The 16444-nt window shown below is 61.1% G+C and carries 17 protein-coding genes; 6 read left to right on the top strand and 11 right to left on the bottom strand.

Annotated features, from left to right (window positions below):
* Nucleotides 1-25 precede the first annotated feature (25 nt).
* The 5 genes from GRI38_RS11770 to GRI38_RS11750 all read left to right on the top strand — a co-directional run bounded on the left by GRI38_RS11770 (nt 26) and on the right by GRI38_RS11750 (nt 5822).
* The gene (locus GRI38_RS11770; RefSeq protein WP_272916444.1) at nt 26-1897 is read left to right on the top strand and encodes an ABC transporter transmembrane domain-containing protein; all 1872 of its coding nucleotides are present in this window, start codon (nt 26-28) and stop codon (nt 1895-1897) included.
* A 147-nt stretch (nt 1898-2044) separates the two neighbouring features.
* Complete coding sequence (locus tag GRI38_RS11765) at nt 2045-4183, top strand: M13 family metallopeptidase (RefSeq protein ID WP_160684136.1); 2139 nt, start codon at nt 2045-2047, stop codon at nt 4181-4183.
* 125 nt (nt 4184-4308) lie between these two features.
* Complete coding sequence (locus GRI38_RS11760; RefSeq protein ID WP_160684133.1) at nt 4309-5121, top strand: undecaprenyl-diphosphate phosphatase; 813 nt, start codon at nt 4309-4311, stop codon at nt 5119-5121.
* A 112-nt stretch (nt 5122-5233) separates the two neighbouring features.
* Nucleotides 5234-5488 carry a GlsB/YeaQ/YmgE family stress response membrane protein gene (locus GRI38_RS11755; protein ID WP_160684130.1) on the top strand — a complete coding sequence of 85 codons (255 nt, stop codon included), beginning with the start codon at nt 5234-5236 and terminating at the stop codon, nt 5486-5488.
* Between the two features lie 76 nt (nt 5489-5564).
* Complete coding sequence (locus GRI38_RS11750) at nt 5565-5822, top strand: hypothetical protein (RefSeq protein ID WP_160684127.1); 258 nt, start codon at nt 5565-5567, stop codon at nt 5820-5822.
* A gap of 116 nt (nt 5823-5938) precedes the next feature.
* On the opposite strand, the gene phhA is transcribed toward GRI38_RS11750, so the two are convergent.
* Complete coding sequence (gene phhA, locus GRI38_RS11745) at nt 5939-6829, bottom strand: phenylalanine 4-monooxygenase (protein WP_160684368.1); 891 nt, start codon at nt 6827-6829, stop codon at nt 5939-5941.
* A 134-nt stretch (nt 6830-6963) separates the two neighbouring features.
* Here phhA and ppk2 point away from each other — a divergent pair, with 134 nt between their 5' ends.
* On the top strand, nt 6964-7743 hold the full coding sequence (gene ppk2 / locus GRI38_RS11740) for a polyphosphate kinase 2 (protein WP_160684124.1): 780 nt from the start codon (nt 6964-6966) through the stop codon (nt 7741-7743).
* A 20-nt stretch (nt 7744-7763) separates the two neighbouring features.
* Here ppk2 and GRI38_RS11735 read toward each other — a convergent pair whose 3' ends face one another.
* The 10 genes from GRI38_RS11735 to rpmG form a co-directional block, all read right to left on the bottom strand.
* On the bottom strand, nt 7764-8624 hold the full coding sequence (locus GRI38_RS11735; protein WP_160684121.1) for an HTD2 family dehydratase: 861 nt from the start codon (nt 8622-8624) through the stop codon (nt 7764-7766).
* A gap of 8 nt (nt 8625-8632) precedes the next feature.
* Entirely contained in the window at nt 8633-9862 is a 1230-nt protein-coding gene (locus GRI38_RS11730; RefSeq protein WP_160684118.1) for an acetyl-CoA C-acetyltransferase, read from the bottom strand.
* Nucleotides 9859-11103, bottom strand: a complete 1245-nt coding sequence (locus GRI38_RS11725; RefSeq protein WP_160684115.1) for a CoA transferase — start codon at nt 11101-11103, stop codon at nt 9859-9861. Before GRI38_RS11725 ends, GRI38_RS11730 begins: the two co-directional genes overlap by 4 nt.
* Before the next feature lie 53 nt (nt 11104-11156).
* On the bottom strand, nt 11157-12341 hold the full coding sequence (locus GRI38_RS11720; RefSeq protein WP_237487518.1) for an acyl-CoA dehydrogenase family protein: 1185 nt from the start codon (nt 12339-12341) through the stop codon (nt 11157-11159).
* 21 nt (nt 12342-12362) lie between these two features.
* A complete protein-coding gene (locus GRI38_RS11715; protein WP_160684112.1) occupies nt 12363-12671 on the bottom strand; it encodes a hypothetical protein in 309 nt (102 codons plus the stop codon).
* A 142-nt stretch (nt 12672-12813) separates the two neighbouring features.
* The gene (locus GRI38_RS11710) at nt 12814-13332 is read right to left on the bottom strand and encodes a GNAT family N-acetyltransferase (protein WP_160684109.1); all 519 of its coding nucleotides are present in this window, start codon (nt 13330-13332) and stop codon (nt 12814-12816) included.
* Nucleotides 13329-14447, bottom strand: a complete 1119-nt coding sequence (ribA, locus tag GRI38_RS11705) for a GTP cyclohydrolase II (RefSeq protein ID WP_160684362.1) — start codon at nt 14445-14447, stop codon at nt 13329-13331. The genes GRI38_RS11710 and ribA overlap by 4 nt, the downstream gene beginning before the upstream one ends.
* Nucleotides 14396-15190 carry an exodeoxyribonuclease III gene (gene xth / locus GRI38_RS11700; protein WP_160684106.1) on the bottom strand — a complete coding sequence of 265 codons (795 nt, stop codon included), beginning with the start codon at nt 15188-15190 and terminating at the stop codon, nt 14396-14398. Before xth ends, ribA begins: the two co-directional genes overlap by 52 nt.
* A gap of 300 nt (nt 15191-15490) precedes the next feature.
* The gene (locus GRI38_RS11695; RefSeq protein ID WP_237487517.1) at nt 15491-16153 is read right to left on the bottom strand and encodes a LolA family protein; all 663 of its coding nucleotides are present in this window, start codon (nt 16151-16153) and stop codon (nt 15491-15493) included.
* Nucleotides 16154-16264: 111 nt separating this feature from the next.
* Entirely contained in the window at nt 16265-16432 is a 168-nt protein-coding gene (rpmG, locus tag GRI38_RS11690) for a 50S ribosomal protein L33 (protein WP_160684103.1), read from the bottom strand.
* Between the last annotated feature and the right edge of the window lie 12 nt (nt 16433-16444).

Genomic DNA, 16444 nt, shown 5'->3' with positions numbered 1-16444 from the left:
GGATTTCGGGGCGCGATCCGCCTACATGGTTCTCATGGCACAAGGCGATGCGACACCAACCGCGGGCGATGGGAGCGGCGATGCTCCGGCGCAGCGCGAGATCCGGCGTCCGACGAAACTGCGACGGCGCAATGCGGAGCCCAAGGCGCGCTCGTTGAAGCCCTTGCGGATGGTGGCCGAGGCGCTGTCCAACTACCCGACGCAGATGGCCTTGGCTGCCATCGCCCTGCTGATCACCGCGGCCGCGACGCTGGCAATTCCGGCAGGCTTCAAGATGATCATCGACCGCGGGTTTTCCGCCGGCGGGGATGCCGCCGATATCGGACGCTGGTTCCGGTATCTCTTGATGATCGTCGTCGTCCTCGCTGCGGGTACGGCGATGCGCTTTTACTATGTCAGTTGGCTCGGCGAGCGGGTCGTCGCCGATATCCGGCGGCGGGTGCACGAGAATTTGCTACGACTTGCCCCAGCCTTCTACGAAGAGAACAGCCCGAAGGAGATTTCCAGCAGGATGACCTCCGATACGGCGCTGATCGAGCAGGTCGTCGGCACGACCGTATCGGTCGCGCTCAGGAACACGCTGATGGCGATCGGGGGAACGGCCTATCTGTTCTTTCTCGCCCCGCAGCTGACGCTCGGGCTTTTGCTGGTCATCCCGGCGATTATCATCCCGATCACGATCTTCGGCAAGCGCCTGCGCGCCATTTCCCGCACTAGCCAGGACCGGGTTGCCGATGTCGGCGCGATGGTGACTGAAGTTCTCTCGTCCATGAAGATCGTGCAGGCCTTCAATCAGGAGGGACGAGAGACCACGCGCTTCGCCGACAAGGTCGAGCAGACCTTCGATGTGGCGAAGCGGCGCATTCTCATTCGCGCGGCCATGACGTCGATCATCATCATGCTGGTATTTGGCTCGATCACCGCGCTGATGTGGCGCGGCGCGATCGGCGTGGCCGAGGGAACGATCAGCGGCGGGACTATCGCGGCTTTCGTTCTGACAGGTGGCCTCGTTGCCGGTGCGTTCGGCGCGCTGACCGAGGTATATGGCGATCTTCTGCGCGGGGCGGGGGCGGCCAGTCGCCTCTCCGAACTCCTCGAAGAACAGCCGACCATCGCCATCCCTTCGCGACCCGAGACGCTGCCGACGCCGGCGCGTGGCAGCCTGTCCTTTCGCAACGTCACGTTCCGCTATCCGACGCGCCCCGATACGGCTGCGTTGCAGGACTTCACGCTGGAAATCGAAGCGGGCGAGACGGTCGCCATTGTCGGACCGTCAGGTGCTGGCAAAAGTACGATCTTTCAGCTGGCGGAGCGGTTCTACGATCCGCAGGCGGGCACAGTGCGCCTCGACGGCGTTCCGCTAACGAGTGTCGATCCCGCCGCGATCCGCTCGCGCATGGCGCTCGTCCCTCAGGACGGGGTGCTGTTCAGCGCCAATGCGCGCGACAATTTGCGCTACGGGAACTGGCAAGCGAGCGATGCGGAGATCTGGGAAGCTGCGAAAGCGGCCAATGCGGAAGATTTTCTGAGGGCGCTGCCGGAAGGTCTCGACACTTTTCTGGGCGAAAGCGGCACGCGCCTGTCGGGCGGGCAGCAACAGCGCATGGCGATTGCCCGCGCCATCCTGCGCGATGCCCCGATCCTTCTGCTGGACGAAGCGACCAGCGCGCTCGATGCGCAGTCGGAACGGCTGGTGCAGGACGCGCTCGAACGCCTGATGATCGGCCGGACCACGCTGGTCATCGCGCACCGCCTCGCGACGGTTCGTGCAGCCGATCGCATCATCGTGATGGAGGACGGCCGCATCGTCGAGCAGGGTTCGCACAACACGCTGACGAAAGCGGGCGGATTGTATGCGGAACTGGCCGCGCTTCAGTTCACGAGCGAAGCCGCCTGAGTAACCGGCACGGTCGCGCAGCGACTAAGTATCGGATATTCGTTCAGCTTTTCGACAAACGACATCTGCTATTCGGCAAGCGTATTCGCCTCCGCGCGTTCTGCGCGTATCTGAAGGCGAGCAATACCGAATTGAGGACTGTATTCTATGAACAAGCGGATATTGACCGGCGCGGCAAGCGTGCTGGCCCTTCTTTGCAGCACGCCCGCCCTGGCTGACGACCACAACGAAACCGACATGGCGCAGGAAAGCGAAACGCCGACGATGACCTTCGGGACGTGGGGCGTCGATCCGTCGCTGCTCGACCAGTCCGTCGATCCGGGCGACAATTTCTTCGAATACGTCAACGGCAAGTGGGTCGCTGCGAACGTACTACCGGGCGAATACGGCCGCTTCGGAGCGTTCAACGTGCTCGGCGAAAAATCGCGCAGCGACGTGCGCGCATTGATCGACGAACTCGTCGCATCCAACCCGGCCCCCGGATCGGCGGAAGCGCGCATCGTCGATTCCTACAACGCCTATCTCGATACGGCAGCGATCGATGCAGCCGGCATGGCGCCGGCGCAGCGTTATCTCGGCGAAATCTACGGCGCGGAAAACCTCGAGGAACTGGCACGGCTGTTCCCGCAGGCGGGCTATCCCGGCCTCATCTCGATGGGCGTCACCGTCGATTCCAAGAACCCGGACAGTTACGTCGTCTCGACGGGCTTCAGCGGAATGGGCCTGCCCGATCGCGACTATTACCTGGTCGATAACGAGCAGAACACAAAGATCCGCGCAGCCTACATGGATTACCTGACTTTTCTGCTCGATCAGGCGGGATATGACGACCCGGCGCAGGTCGCACAGACGGTCTATGCTTTCGAGCGCGACGTTGCCGAACTGGAATGGGACCGCACCGCGATCCGCAACAGCGACCTGACTTACAACAAGCTGTCGAAAGCCGAGCTGATGCAGCTTTCCGGCGATTTCCCCATTGCCGCCCTGATGCAGCAGACAGGTTTCGACGATCAGGACACGTTCCTCATGTCGCAGCTTCCGCCGACCGACGAGGAACTGGCAGCCGCGGGCATTGACCCTGCCGACGCGCCGGGGATGATTGGCGGCGGAACGCCTGCCATGATGAAGCTGCTGACGGAAACCCCGCTGGCGACGATCAAGGCGTATATGGCGACCCGCTTCCTGTCGGATAACGCATCCGTTCTGCCCAGCGAGATCGATCAGGCGAAATTCAACTTCTATGGGAAGACCCTGTCAGGCACTGAAATGCAGGAGCCGCGCTGGAAACGCGCGATCGGCAATACGCAGGGCGAACTCGGCGAAGTTCTCGGCAAGCTGTATGTCGAGCGCTACTTCCCCGAGGAAAGCAAGGCGGCGATGGACGACCTCGTCAAGAACCTGCGCGTCGCCATGCGCGAAAGCATCGCGCAGAACGACTGGATGACGGAAGAAACGAAGGAGCAGGCCTACGCCAAGCTCGATTCCTTCAATCCGAAGATCGGTTATCCCGACGAGTTCGAAACCTATGAGGGGCTGGCAATTTCCGGCGACGATCCGCTCGCAAACCGGATTGCCGCGACCCAGTGGCAGATCGAGGACAACCGCTCCAAGCTCGGAACAAATGTCGACAAGACCGAATGGTTCATGCTGCCGCAGACGGTGAATGCCTATTACAACCCGGTATTCAACGAAATCGTCTTCCCGGCGGCTATCCTTCAGCAGCCCTTCTTCGGACCGAATGCCGATCCGGCCGTCAATTACGGCGGCATTGGCGCGGTCATCGGTCACGAAATGGGTCACGGCTTCGACGATCAGGGCGCGAAATATGATGCGACCGGAACGCTGCGCAACTGGTGGGCTGAAAGCGATCTCGAAAAGTTCACTGAACTCGGCAACATGCTGGCCGAGCAGTATGACAGCTATTGCCCGTACGACGAGGGCGAGACCTGCGTGAACGGACGCTTCACTCTCGGCGAGAATATCGGCGATGTCGGCGGCCTTTCGATGGCATACCGCGCCTATCGTCTTTCGCTCGACGGCAAGGAAGCGCCAGTGATTGATGGGTTGACCGGCGACCAGCGGTTCTTCCTCGCCTGGGCGCAGGTCTGGCGTTCGATGCAGCGCGAGGAAACGGGGCGTCAGCGTCTGCTCACCGATCCCCACTCGCCGGAGACGTACCGGGTGAACGGCGCCGTGCGTAATCACGATGCCTGGTACAAGGCATTCAACGTGACGCCGGACGACGAATTGTACCTCCCGCCCGAAGAGCGTGTCTCGATCTGGTAAGTACCTGCTCGAACAACAGAAAGAACTGAGCCCGTTCCGTCTTCAAGTCGGGACGGGCTTTCTTTTGCTGCGGATCGTCGTGTTTCGCGTTGACTGTTCTCCGTAACACCGCTTGAGCGCCAGCTATGAACCTGACGCTGACCGCCTTCCTGCTCGGCATTCTCGAGGGACTGACCGAGTTCCTCCCGGTATCGAGCACGGGCCATCTTATCCTTGCAACCGAACTGTTCGGCTACGACCCCGCCCAGTGGGCGCAATTCAACATCGTCATTCAGTTGGGCGCGGTGCTGGCGGTGGTCGTGTCATACTGGTCGCTGTTCTTGGACATGGGGCGCGGCCTCCTGCGCCGCGAGACGGAGGCGTTGCGCTTCACACGCAATATCCTGCTCGGCTTCTTGCCGGCGGCAGTCATCGGCGTCTTCGCCAAGGATGCGATCGACATCATGCTGCAATCGCCGTTGGTCGTAGCGGTCGCGCTGGTCATCGGCGGAATAGCGATTTTGCTGGTCGAGCGCATGATCAAGCCGAGAGAGGATACAGGCGTCGCCGCGCTTTCGATGAAGACGGCGCTGGGCGTCGGCTTCGTTCAATGCCTCGCGATGATCCCGGGAACCAGTCGCTCCGCATCGACCATACTCGGGGCGCTCGCCTTGGGGGTTGGTAGAAAGACGGCAGCCGAATTTTCTTTCTTCCTTGCCGTTCCCACCATGCTGGGAGCTGCGACTTACAAGATATTGTCCGAACCCGACGCCCTTTTGTCGGGGACAAGTGCGGTGGGATGGGATGAGATCGCCATCGGGTTCTTCACCAGCTTCGTCGTCGCGCTGCTCGTGATCAGGGCGTTCGTCGCTTATATTTCCAAGCACGGTTTCGCTCCGTTTGCATGGTATCGCATTGTTCTCGGAAGCTTCGCCTTCCTGTGGCTAATGGGTAACTGACGCCGACATCGGGACCGTTTCATTATGACAAAGCGATGAAACGAAGCGTCGAGATCGGAACCTAATCGCGCGCACCCCCGTTCAACTTCCAAACGTGATTACAGGAAGTACTATGGGTGTTCTTGTTCTGATGATCGTCGGAGCAGTCCTCGGTTGGCTGTTCTCCATCATCGTAGATTTATCGGATACGCGGCGCATCGCACTCAACGTGGGTGCGGGAATGGTCGGTTCGTTGATCGTGGGAAGTGCGGTCGGCGGACGCATTGCTATGAACGGTCTGACGACGACGGCGCTGCTCCTCGCCTGTATTGGCGCGGTGGCACTCGTGACGACAGCGAATTACGTGGGGAAACACGCGCTGGACTGATTTCGGGTTCGATAATTGGGGCTTATCATTAATCAAGGCTCATGGTATCCGGGCCGCTCGTTGAAAGGGGAATGCAATGAAAAAGATCTTTACTCTCGCATCCGTTGCCGTTCTCGGCCTGTCGATCGCTGCATGCGATGGCCCGACCGAAGAAGCCATGGAAGATGAAGGCGAAGCCATGGAAGCTCAGATGGACGAGCAGGCAGAAGCTCTCGACGCGCAGGGCATGGAAGCTGAATCGGACATGATGGAAGATCGTGCCGACGCCGTCGAAGATACGATGGAAGAGCAGGCCGATACCGTTGGCGAGGAAATGGACGGCAACGAAATCTGATTTCGTCTACGTTTACGAACAATCGAAGCGGCCTCGGAGCAATCCGGGGCCGTTTTGTTCTGGCGTTTTATGGAGCGGTGCGCGTCCGATCTACGCGCTTAGGGGCGGCTTGCTATTCAGACAGGTTTCGCGCCACTCCCGCGACCACCCCGCAGCAAATATTCCTGCGTGCCCAGATGGACGACATTGTCCACGTCGATCACTGCGGAATTTGCGTAGGTGAAGGATGGCGACAAGCTGCGATAGAGGCGGTCGAAGTCCCGCTCCACGGTCTTGCGGTAGAGGTCTTCGTAGCTTTCGATCACGAAATAGGTCGGTTGCAGATCGCTGATTACGTAGTCCGTCCGCATGACGCGATCGACATTCAGCATGATGCGATTGGGGCTTTCCGCCTCGGTTGCGAAAACCGCCTCGGTCGGCCCTGAAAGGATACCAGCTCCATAAGCGCGAATTTCGCCCTCTTCCTGAATGAGGCCGAATTCGACCGTGTACCAGTAGAGCGCGCCAAGGGCTTTCAGACGGTTGTAGCGCATCGCCTTCCACCCGGCTTTCCCGTATTCCTGCATGTAGTCGGCGTAGACCGGATCGGTCAGCATCGGCACATGGCCGAACACGTCATGAAAAACGTCGGGTTCCTGGATGTAATCGAAAGTCTCGCGCGTCCGGATGAAGTTGCCCGCAGGGAAACGACGATTGGCAAGATGCCAGAAGAACACGTGATCCGGTATCAGCATCGGGACTGGAACGACGCTCCAGCCCGTCATCCGGTCGAGCTCTTCGGATATCGCCTTAAATTCCGGCACGCCGCCACGCCCGAGGTCGAGTTTTTCCAGCCCTGCGAGAAACGCGCTCGCCGCTCGGCCAGGCAGGACGCCCATCTGCCGGGCGAAGAGATCGTCCCAGATGGCGTCATCCTCGGTGTCGTAATGCGTCTGCTCGGGTTCGAGCCAGTCGTCACCCAGATGATCGGGCTTCTTGAGAGGGGCCGTAAAGACGTCGGCGGGCATGTCCGGCAGGACGGTAAAATCCTGCGTCGATGCTTCGAAAATGGTTTGATCGTGTGTATTCATATGCTTGGCGAAGATGATACCACGCGCGACCGCTTCTTCCAAATGGCGTCAGCGTTTGGCGGAGAAGCGAGATGGAAAAGTTGAAGCGCAAGCAATACGAGCGGTTGCTTGAACCGATGAACATCGGACTGATGGCTATGGCCCGCTGGGTAAGAGAAACCGGCGCAAGAGTCTGCGTCCTTTTCGAGGGGCGCGACACGGCAGGCAAGGGCGGTGCAATTCGGACTGTCTCGCGATACCTCAATCCGCGCGAATGTCGCATCGTCGCCTTGCCCAAACCAACCGATCGCGAGCGCACGCAATGGTATTTCCAGCGTTATGCCGCGCATCTTCCTGCAGCCGGAGAAATCGTGCTGTTCGATCGCAGCTGGTATAATCGCGCCGGTGTCGAGGCGGTGATGGGCTATGCAAGCGAGGATGAGGTGGGCAGGTTCCTGGAAGAAGCGCCGGTCTTCGAGAAGATGCTGACCGATGACGGGATGCTGCTCGTCAAATACTGGCTGACGACCGATCAGAAGCAGCAGGAAGATCGTCTGAAAGAGCGAAGCGAAGACCCGCTCAAGCGATGGAAGCTGTCGCCGATCGATCTGGCCGCGCGCGAGCAATACGATGCGTACACGCACGCGCGGGAGCGGATGCTGCGCGCCACCGACACGCCGCACGCGCCATGGACGCTGGTCGATTTCAACGATCAGAAGCGCGGACGACTGACCCTCGTTCGCGATTTGCTGGACCGCATCCCGGCTACGCGGGTCGCGACGCCGCAGTTCGATCTTCCGCCGCTGGATCATGTGCCCGCAGCCGAGAGCTACTCCGTCAAACGGCCGATATCCGACTTTCCGGTCGAATAATCGTTCGCGAATAGCCCGACTTATATCATGAGGCGCGCTTCGGCCTTCGTCACTTGTCGTCCGTCCCCGGCGAAGGCCGCGAGCTCGATGGTATCCTCACCTGTTCGCCGTAACACCAAGTGAAGTTCTTCCCCGGCGATCGCCGGGGACAATCCCCGGAATGAAAATTCGGAAAGCGTGTTATCGCCGAATTTTGACTGCGCGAGATCGAGCAGCATTGTCGCAATCAGGGGACCGTGCACGACGAGCCCGCGATAACGCTCGACGTCCTCGGCATAGGGCCTGTCATAGTGAATGCGATGTGTATTGAAGGTCAGTGCAGAATAGCGAAACAGCAAACGCTCGTCGGGAGTGATGACATGATGCGCGTCCCAGACCGCTTCATCGAAGTTAGCGTCGTTGACTATCGCAGGCGACAAGGGGGCATCGGATGGCGCAGCCTCGCGATAGACGAGCGTTTGTCTCTCTCTCACGGCAAGTTCGGCATCGGCGAGCGTGTCATGCTCGATTTCGACGAAAACAAGAGGTCCAGTCGCACCGGACTTTTTCTCGATCGAAACAATGTGTGAAACGCGTTCGATCTGCGCTCCGATGGTCAGGGGCGAATGAAATTGAAACCGGCTGCCGGCCCACATCCTGCGCGGCATCGGAATCGCCGGCAGAAACGAGCTACCATCCTCAGTCCGACGCGGATGCCCGTCATCGCCAAGTTCCGCCGTCCTGGCGTCCGGCGTCGCAAGACACAGGTGAATGCCTTGGGGCATCGTGCCCTCGCTACGAGCATCCTTGTCGAATGTCGCGAGCCAGCGCGCTGCCAGTTCCGTCGTCAAACGGTCGCGGCGAACTTCCCTGCGGCCGATCCAGTCTTTCCAACCGGGCATGGCGCTTGTCAGACGGCGCGCTCGAAGACGGCGGCCATGCCCTGACCACCGCCGATGCACATGGTTTCGAGCCCGAAGCGAACGTCGCGCCGCTTCATCTCATGCGCCATGTCGGCAAGAATACGAATGCCAGTGGCACCGATCGGATGGCCGAGGGAAATTCCCGACCCGTTCACGTTCAGCATCTCGCGACGGCTATCGTCATCCGACCAGCCCCAGCCTTTCAGCACGGCAAGAACCTGCGGCGCGAAGGCCTCGTTCAGTTCGACGAGCCCGATATCGTCCCAGCTCATTCCGCTGCGATGGAACAGGCGGTCGACAGCGGGTACGGGACCGATTCCCATGCGCGAAGGATCGCAACCGGCCGCTGCCCAGCCATTGAGCCACAGCATGGGTTCGAGGCCGAACTCCGCCAGCTTGTCCTCGGCCACGATCAGGCAGGCTGCCGCGGCATCGTTCTGCTGGCTGGCATTGCCGGCGGTGACGACCGCATCGGGATTGTCCTTGCCCTCGATCGCGCGAAGGCTGCTCAGGGTCTCCATGCTCGCATCCTCGCGGAACCCTTCGTCCTTTGCGAACATCAGGGGATCGCCCTTGCGCTGCGGGACGGGGACCGGAACGATATGCTCGTCGAACTTCCCTGCTTCCCAGGCCGCCGCGGCGTTGCGGTGCGAGCGGACGGCGTAGGCATCGCTCGCTTCCCGGCTGATGCCGTAATCGCGCGCAAGGTTCTCGGCCGTTTCGATCATTCCGCTGATGACGCCGAACCGCTCGATGGGCTGGCTCATCAGCCGTCCACGCGTAAGCCGGTCATGCAATACGAGATCGCCGAAGCGCGCTCCCTTGCGAATGTCGGTAGAGTAATGCTCGACATTCGACATGGACTCGACGCCGCCCGCCAGCACCATGTCCGCCGCGCCCGTCTGGACCATCATCGCCGCGCTCGCGACGGCCTGCAGGCCCGAACCGCACCGCCGATCGAGCTGGTAGCCCGGTACCGAAATCGGCATTCCCGCGGCCAGCCATGACCAGCGCCCGATAGCCGGCGCTTCACCGCTGCCGTAACCTTGGCTGAAAACGACGTCGTCGACGCGTTCGGGATGGATACCCGTCCTCTCCACCAGAGCCTTGATGATGATCGCACCGAGCTCGCCTGCTTCGAGCGGGGCGAGCGTCCCCAGGAACTTGCCTACCGGGGTACGCAGGGGAGAAACGATTGCAGCGCGGCGTAGATTCATCGATTGTCCTCGAAATTATGCTCGTCGCTCTTCGCGACCAGTTTCCTGTCGATCAGTCGGGCGATTTCTCCCGACGCCAGTCCCAGACGCTCTGCGAGAACTTCCTCGCTGTGCTGGCCAAGGAAGGGCGCTGGCTCGGGCGGTTGGCGTTCCTGCGAAGGCAGGTTCGCCATCGATCCGGCGGCGGGATATTCGAACCCGCTCGGATTTCGGGGCGAGGGACCGAAAAGCGGGTTGTCTTCGACCAGCCGCTTGTCGCTCGCAGCTTCATGCATCGTGCGATACTTCTCGAAGGTCGCACCCGCTTTTGTGAGGCGGTGAGCCAGCTCGGCATAATCGAAGCGATCGGCGGCGTTCTGAAATATCGCGAACAGGGCATCGCGATTGCTGAACCGGTTATGGTCGCTCTTCGCGAAGGATACGCCGCGTTCCGCCTCGAGCGCCGCAATATCGTCCGCGACGTCGAACGCCTCGATCATGGCGCGCCATTGCTTGTTCGTCAGCGCCGCGACCATCATGCGCTCGCCGTCGCGCGTTTTGAAATCGCGGCCCAGCGCGCCCCAGATCGAATTGCCGAGCCGTTCGCGGTTCTCCCCACGGTAGAGCATCTCGGCCATCGCGCCGCTATTCGCGACCGTTGCCATCATGACGTCGCCGAGCGGGACACGTACGTGATTGCCCTCGCCCGTCCTTTCGCGATGCCGCAGCGCCGTCATCAGCGCGAATGCGCTATAAGCGCCCGTCAGGAAGTCCCAGGCCGGCAGGATCTGGTTGACCGGCGGCGCGGTGTCGCGATCCCACTCGTCAGGACCGGTCATGAGGGGATAGCCACTCGCCGCGTGCACGGTGAAGTCCATCGCCTGCCGCCCGTCATACCAGCCCATAACGCGCAAGGTGATCATGTCCGGTCGCCCTTCGACAATACGCTCATGCGAGAGAAAACTCTTTTCGGGGACATTGGTGATAAGCTGGCCGGTTTTGCGCGCCAGTTCGACGACGAGTTCGCGCCCCTCTTCGCTGCGCATGTCAATCGCGACCGACTTCTTCGCGCGATTGAGATTCTCCCAGGTGAGCGAACGGCCTTCCTCCGTCACCTGATAGCGATTGTAGTCGAGCCCCCCGCCAATCTGGTCGATGCGGATGACCTCGGCTCCCATCTGCGCACAATAAAGGCCGGCAGTCGGCGACGCGATGAAACTCGGCACCTCGATGATCGAGAGATCGGGCAGCAGATTATACATTCAGCAGCACCCGTACGCGCACTGCCGGTCCCGAGCGGCGTCCGCGATCGCCATTACATATTGGCATATTCGCGCAACATCCGCTTGGCGATCTGCAACTGCAGGATCTGCGTCGTGCCTTCGTAGATGCGATAGATGCGGGCATCGCGGAAGAAGCGTTCCGCATCATATTCGGCAAGATAGCCGGCCCCACCATAAATTTGGACGACGCGGTCCACGACCCGCCCGCACATTTCAGAAGCGAACGCCTTGAATGCCGCGGCGTGCTTGATCGTATCCTCGCCCCGGTCCACGCGGGCTGTGACGTCCGCCATCATCGCTTCGGCAGCGTAGATTTCGGTCCAGCTTTCCGCCAGCATTTGCTGGATAAGCTGGAAGTTGGCGATCGGCTCTCCGAAAGCCTGCCGCTCGTTCGCATATTTAAGCGCGCTGTCGAGGGCGCGGCGCGCATAGCCGGTCGACGCTGCGCCGACCGAAATGCGGCCGTTATCGAGGCTCTGCATCGCAAAGCGGAAACCCTGCCCCGTCTCCCCGCCGAGCAGGGCATCGCCCGGAACGTGGACGTCGTCGAGCATGACGTCGGCCACGTGGCTGCCCGCCTGGCCCATCTTCTCATCGGCGCTGCCGACCGAGACGCCGGGCGTGTCCATCGGCACGATGAAGGCGCTGACATGCGCGTTTTTGGGTAGCGCGTCCTTTTCGGTGCGTGCCATGATGAGCCCGACATCGGCATGAGGCGCATTGGTGATGTAACGCTTCGTACCGTTCAAGATCCAGCCATTGCCGTCCGGGTCGGGCTTGGCGAAAGTCTGCATCGCCGCGCTGTCGGAACCGCTGCCAGGTTCGGTCAAACCGAAACACGCGACTTCGCCTGCCGCGATGCGCGGCCACCATTCCGCCTTCTGTTCGTCCGTCCCGCCATTCTTGATGGCGGAATTGAACATGCCGACATTGATCGAGAAGATCGAACGGAAGGCAGGCGCTGCATAGGCAATCGTCCTGACGACTTGCGCATATTGCCGCGTATTGAGGCCCGCGCCTCCGTAGTCTTCCGGCACGGTCAGGCCGAACAGACCCATATCCTTCATTTCCGAGAGAATATCCTCGGGCACCCGATCGTTTGCGATGACTTCCTTTTCCGCGGGCAGGAGACGCTCGCGCACATAGCGTTCGAGCTGGTCGATGAACTGGTCGAAAGTCTCGCTGTCCATGCCGTTCGCGCTGACGGTCTCGCTCATGCGGGGTGCACCTTCTTCTTGCTACTCGGTTTCTTCGTCGCCTGCCGTAGCAGGGGCGGCTTCTGCGGCTTCGTCGGCGGCGTCGCTCGCTTCGGCGTCGGTGGCTTCTGCGCCCTCTTCGCCTTCTTCGACTTCGCCCTCGTCGACACCTAGATCGGTGTTTGCCTCAGGGTCCGCGACCGGTAATTCATCCACGTTCGACAGCGCGTCGAAGGCGGGAATTTCGACCGTATCGGCTTCGGCCTCCGTGGAAGCGTCTTCCGAATTGGCGCAGGCACCCAAGGCGAGGACCAGCGGCAGCGAAAGCGCAGGGATCATGTTGAAACGCATTAATATTGCTCCGTCGAACGGGACTACCTGAAAACTGGGTATGCAGGCAATCCTCTAGGTGAGGGGGATAGCGGCTGCGCAAGGCACGTGCAATGCGCCGCCGGGTTGAAAGTTGCTTCGAACAGACGGCATGGTCCACTTGTCATCGCGAAGCCTCATTGGTGCCGAAAGCTGCCGGAAAGGAAACTTTCCCACGGGGTGGTTCGCCCGACAGGACGAGGCACTGAAAATAACGCGGCTCAGGTCCAGGATAGCGAAGTTCGGGATCGTGCTCGAAACCGAAGCGCGCATAATAGTCGGGGTCGCCGAGGAGCACGATACCGTTCGCCCCATCCTGTCGCATACGCGCGATCCCGCGCAGGATAAGCGCGTTGCCGATGCCCGTGCGTTGGAGATCGGGCTTGACCGAAACCGGACCGAGCGCGAACCACCGCTTGCTTCCGTCGCTGATCGTCACCGGAGAAAAGGCGATATGACCGACGATCCGCTCCGCATCCTCCGCAACGAGCGAAAGCACGAGGTCGCCACTTTCCCGCAGTTCGTCGACGATCCGCGGTTCGTTGCCATCGCTTTGCGGCTGTCCGGCGAAGGCCTTCGCCGTCAGCGCGTGAATTGCCGCGTGGTCGGCAGTATCTTCCGGGCGGATCGTAAAGGCGCTCATGTCAGCAAATGTCCCGCTCTGTCGCGTTTCGTCGCCAGATACCGTTCGTTGTGCGGATTTGCAGGCAACTGGTGCGCGATGCGTTCTATCACGCGGATGCCGCATTCTTCCAGCGCGACGACCTTCGCCAGGTTGTTGGTCAGGAGACGAACGGACGACACGCCGAGCAGGTCGAGCATCCGGGCGGCAACCGGAAAGTCGCGCGATTCGTCCGGCAGACCGAGGCGGTTGTTCGCATCCACGGTGTCGAAGCCCTGATCCTGCAGGCGATAGGCGCGCATCTTGTTGATCAGCCCGATGCCGCGACCCTCCTGCCGCAAATACAAAAGGATGCCCCACCCGTTTTGAGCTCCGGCTTCGCTGGCCATTGCGTGAAGCGCCGCGTCGAGCTGCGGCCCGCAATCGCATTTGAGACTGCCCAGGATGTCGCCGGTCAGACATTCCGAATGAACCCTGACGAGCGGCGGGCGGTTCGCATTGCGCTCTCCGATGACGAGCGCGACATGCTCGCGCAGGTCATGCGCGCTGCGAAACGCGATGATTTCAGCATTGTCGGTCGCCGCTATGGGAAGGTGCGCACGAGCCGCGATCCGAAGCGTATCGAGGTTGTGCCAGGCGGCAAGGTCCGATGCCGATAGCGATACCGCTTCACCTTCCGGTTCCGGTTCGATCAGAAAGGCCGGGAGGATGCCGGCAATGCGTGCAAGTTCGAGGGCCGCCTGCGCCTCTTCAGCCCAGTCGATGGAAAGCGCCTTGAACGGACCTTTCAGCGGATTGGCAAGGTCAGCGGAAGGGTCGGCAATGGCGAGCGCCTGCGCCAGCAACAGCGGTTCGGCGGCGCGCATGGCGACGGGCGCCTCCGGGACCGCGGCGGCGCTCTGATTGGCGAGTTTGAGAGTTACGCCGCGCGCATGCGAAATGAGCATTCGATCGGCGCGTACGTCGCCGGAGGCCGTCTCTGCCGCGAGCAGGGGCGGCGCCCGCCCGATCCGGATCGGCCAACCGTGCCGCAGGGCATCGACGCCCTGTGCCGCCCGGCGGGCGGGGGAGGGCGGTGCTTCGCTCAGAGCGAGAACTCCGTCGTCAGCGGAATATGGTCGCTCGGCTTCTCCCAGCTTCGAGGGTTCTCGTGAATGTGGTGGCCGGTTACCTGCCGCGCGAGTTCGGGCGATGCCCACATGTGATCGAGCCGCCGCCCGCGATCGCCCTTCGTCCAGTCCTTGGCGCGATAGCTCCACCAGCTGTAGTAGCGTTCCGGTGCCGGAACTTGTTCGCGCCCGATGTCGCTCCATCCGTGCGCGTCCATGAACCGCTGGAGGCTGTCCACCTCGACCGGAGTGTGGCTGACGACCTTCAGGAGTTGCTTATGGCTCCACACGTCGCTTTCCAAGGGAGCGATATTGAAATCGCCGACGATCAGCGAAGGTCGATCAACGGTCTCGGCCCACCGCGTCATGCGCTCGATGAAATCGAGCTTCTGCCCGAATTTCAGGTTCTGCTCACGGTCGGGAATGTCTCCCCCGGCAGGCACATAGACGTTCTCGACGATCATTCCCCTGCCCGGTCCGAGCAGTTCGACACCGATATGACGGGCCTCGCCATTGTCCTGCCAATCGTGGCGCGAGAATTCGCGAAACGGTATGCGGCTGACCGTCGCGACCCCGTGATAGCCCTTCTGCCCGTGCACCGCGATATGCTCGTAACCGAGATCGCGAAACGCCTCGAACGGGAAGAACTTCTCCTCCGTCTTGATCTCCTGCAGGCACAGGACGTCGGGCGACTGCTCCTTCAGGAACCGCTCGACAATGGGCATGCGCAGGCGGACCGAATTGATATTCCAGGTAGTGACAGAAACCATAGGCCGGGCGTTAAAGACTGCACAACGCCCTGTCCATCGAAGGCGTCCATCGAAGGCGCGGCTGCCGAGAGAAATTTGGTCGCCGAACGAAAAAAGCCCCCGCTCCGGGGGCAAGTGGAGCGAGGACTTTCTATCTAGCGTTCGTCACGCTGTACAACTCGGCTGGTGATGAAATCGGATAACAGGGGAACCCGATCCATCGCGTCGTTGCAGGTATCAATCTAGGCATCAATCCCTGTCTGATAAGTGAATGACTCACGTATCTCGTCGCAGGGAAAGCACCGTTTGTGCCCCGTGCGTTTACCTTGGTCGACGAGAGGAACGGCGGGGATCGCGGAAGGTAAAGGCGTTGTCGTTAACGGCGACCCCATAGCGGTGATTGCGCAACCGGACAGTGGTCCTGTGATTCTGCGCATCGAGCGCGACCCAATGAGTCAGCTTGAGGCCGCCCGGTGACTTTGCATCGCGCACGAAGATCATGGTGATGGCGCCGAATTCGGGGCGATCCTTGTCGCGCACTTCGATGCTGACCACGTCCGGATTGCCGGTGCTGACGACCTTCCCGTATTGCTTGACGTCGCGCGAGGGATCTAGCAGCGCGCCGAGCGGAGATTTGCTGATCGGCCAGCGCTGGACCTGATCGACGTCGTAATCGACGAGGTAGAGCGACTTGCCGTTCGATACGACCAGCATGTTCGTGCCGCGTTCGTATTCGAAGCGGATCTTGCCACCGCGTTTCAGGGTCAGGACGCCGTTCACGCTTGCGCCGCTGCGGTCGGTCTGGCTGAAATCGGCCTTCATCGTGGTGATGCCGCGCAGGGCCGTGACAGCGCGATCGAGATCGCTCGACTGCGCATGCACCGCAGTTGCAGGCAGGGCGACGACTGCGGGAGTGCCGAGAACGAGAAGCGCGGCCATCGCCGCGCGCGACGGTTTGAGGAAGATCGAAGGCAAGTGTTTCATGCTCCAATTACTATGGCTGGAGCGTTGAACCATCCGTGAACCGGGCGGGTTCCGACGGTTCATCGAGTGGAAGCGCCGACCGCCCCGATTGGGGGCGATCCGGCGAAGCGATCACTTGATCTTAGCTTCCTTGAACTCGACGTGCTTGCGCGCGACGGGATCGTATTTGCGGAACGTCATCTTCTCGGTGATGTTGCGCGGGTTCTTCTTCGTCGTGTAGAAATAACCCGTATCCGCGGTCGAGACGAGCTTGATCTTGACGGTTGCTGACTTCGCCATGGCGTATTCCCA

Origin of the sequence: Parapontixanthobacter aurantiacus (assembly GCF_009827635.1) — a bacterium.
In the GTDB taxonomy this organism is placed as follows: Bacteria; Pseudomonadota; Alphaproteobacteria; order Sphingomonadales; family Sphingomonadaceae; genus Parapontixanthobacter; species Parapontixanthobacter aurantiacus.
This window is presented reverse-complemented; position numbering and strand designations above follow the sequence as displayed.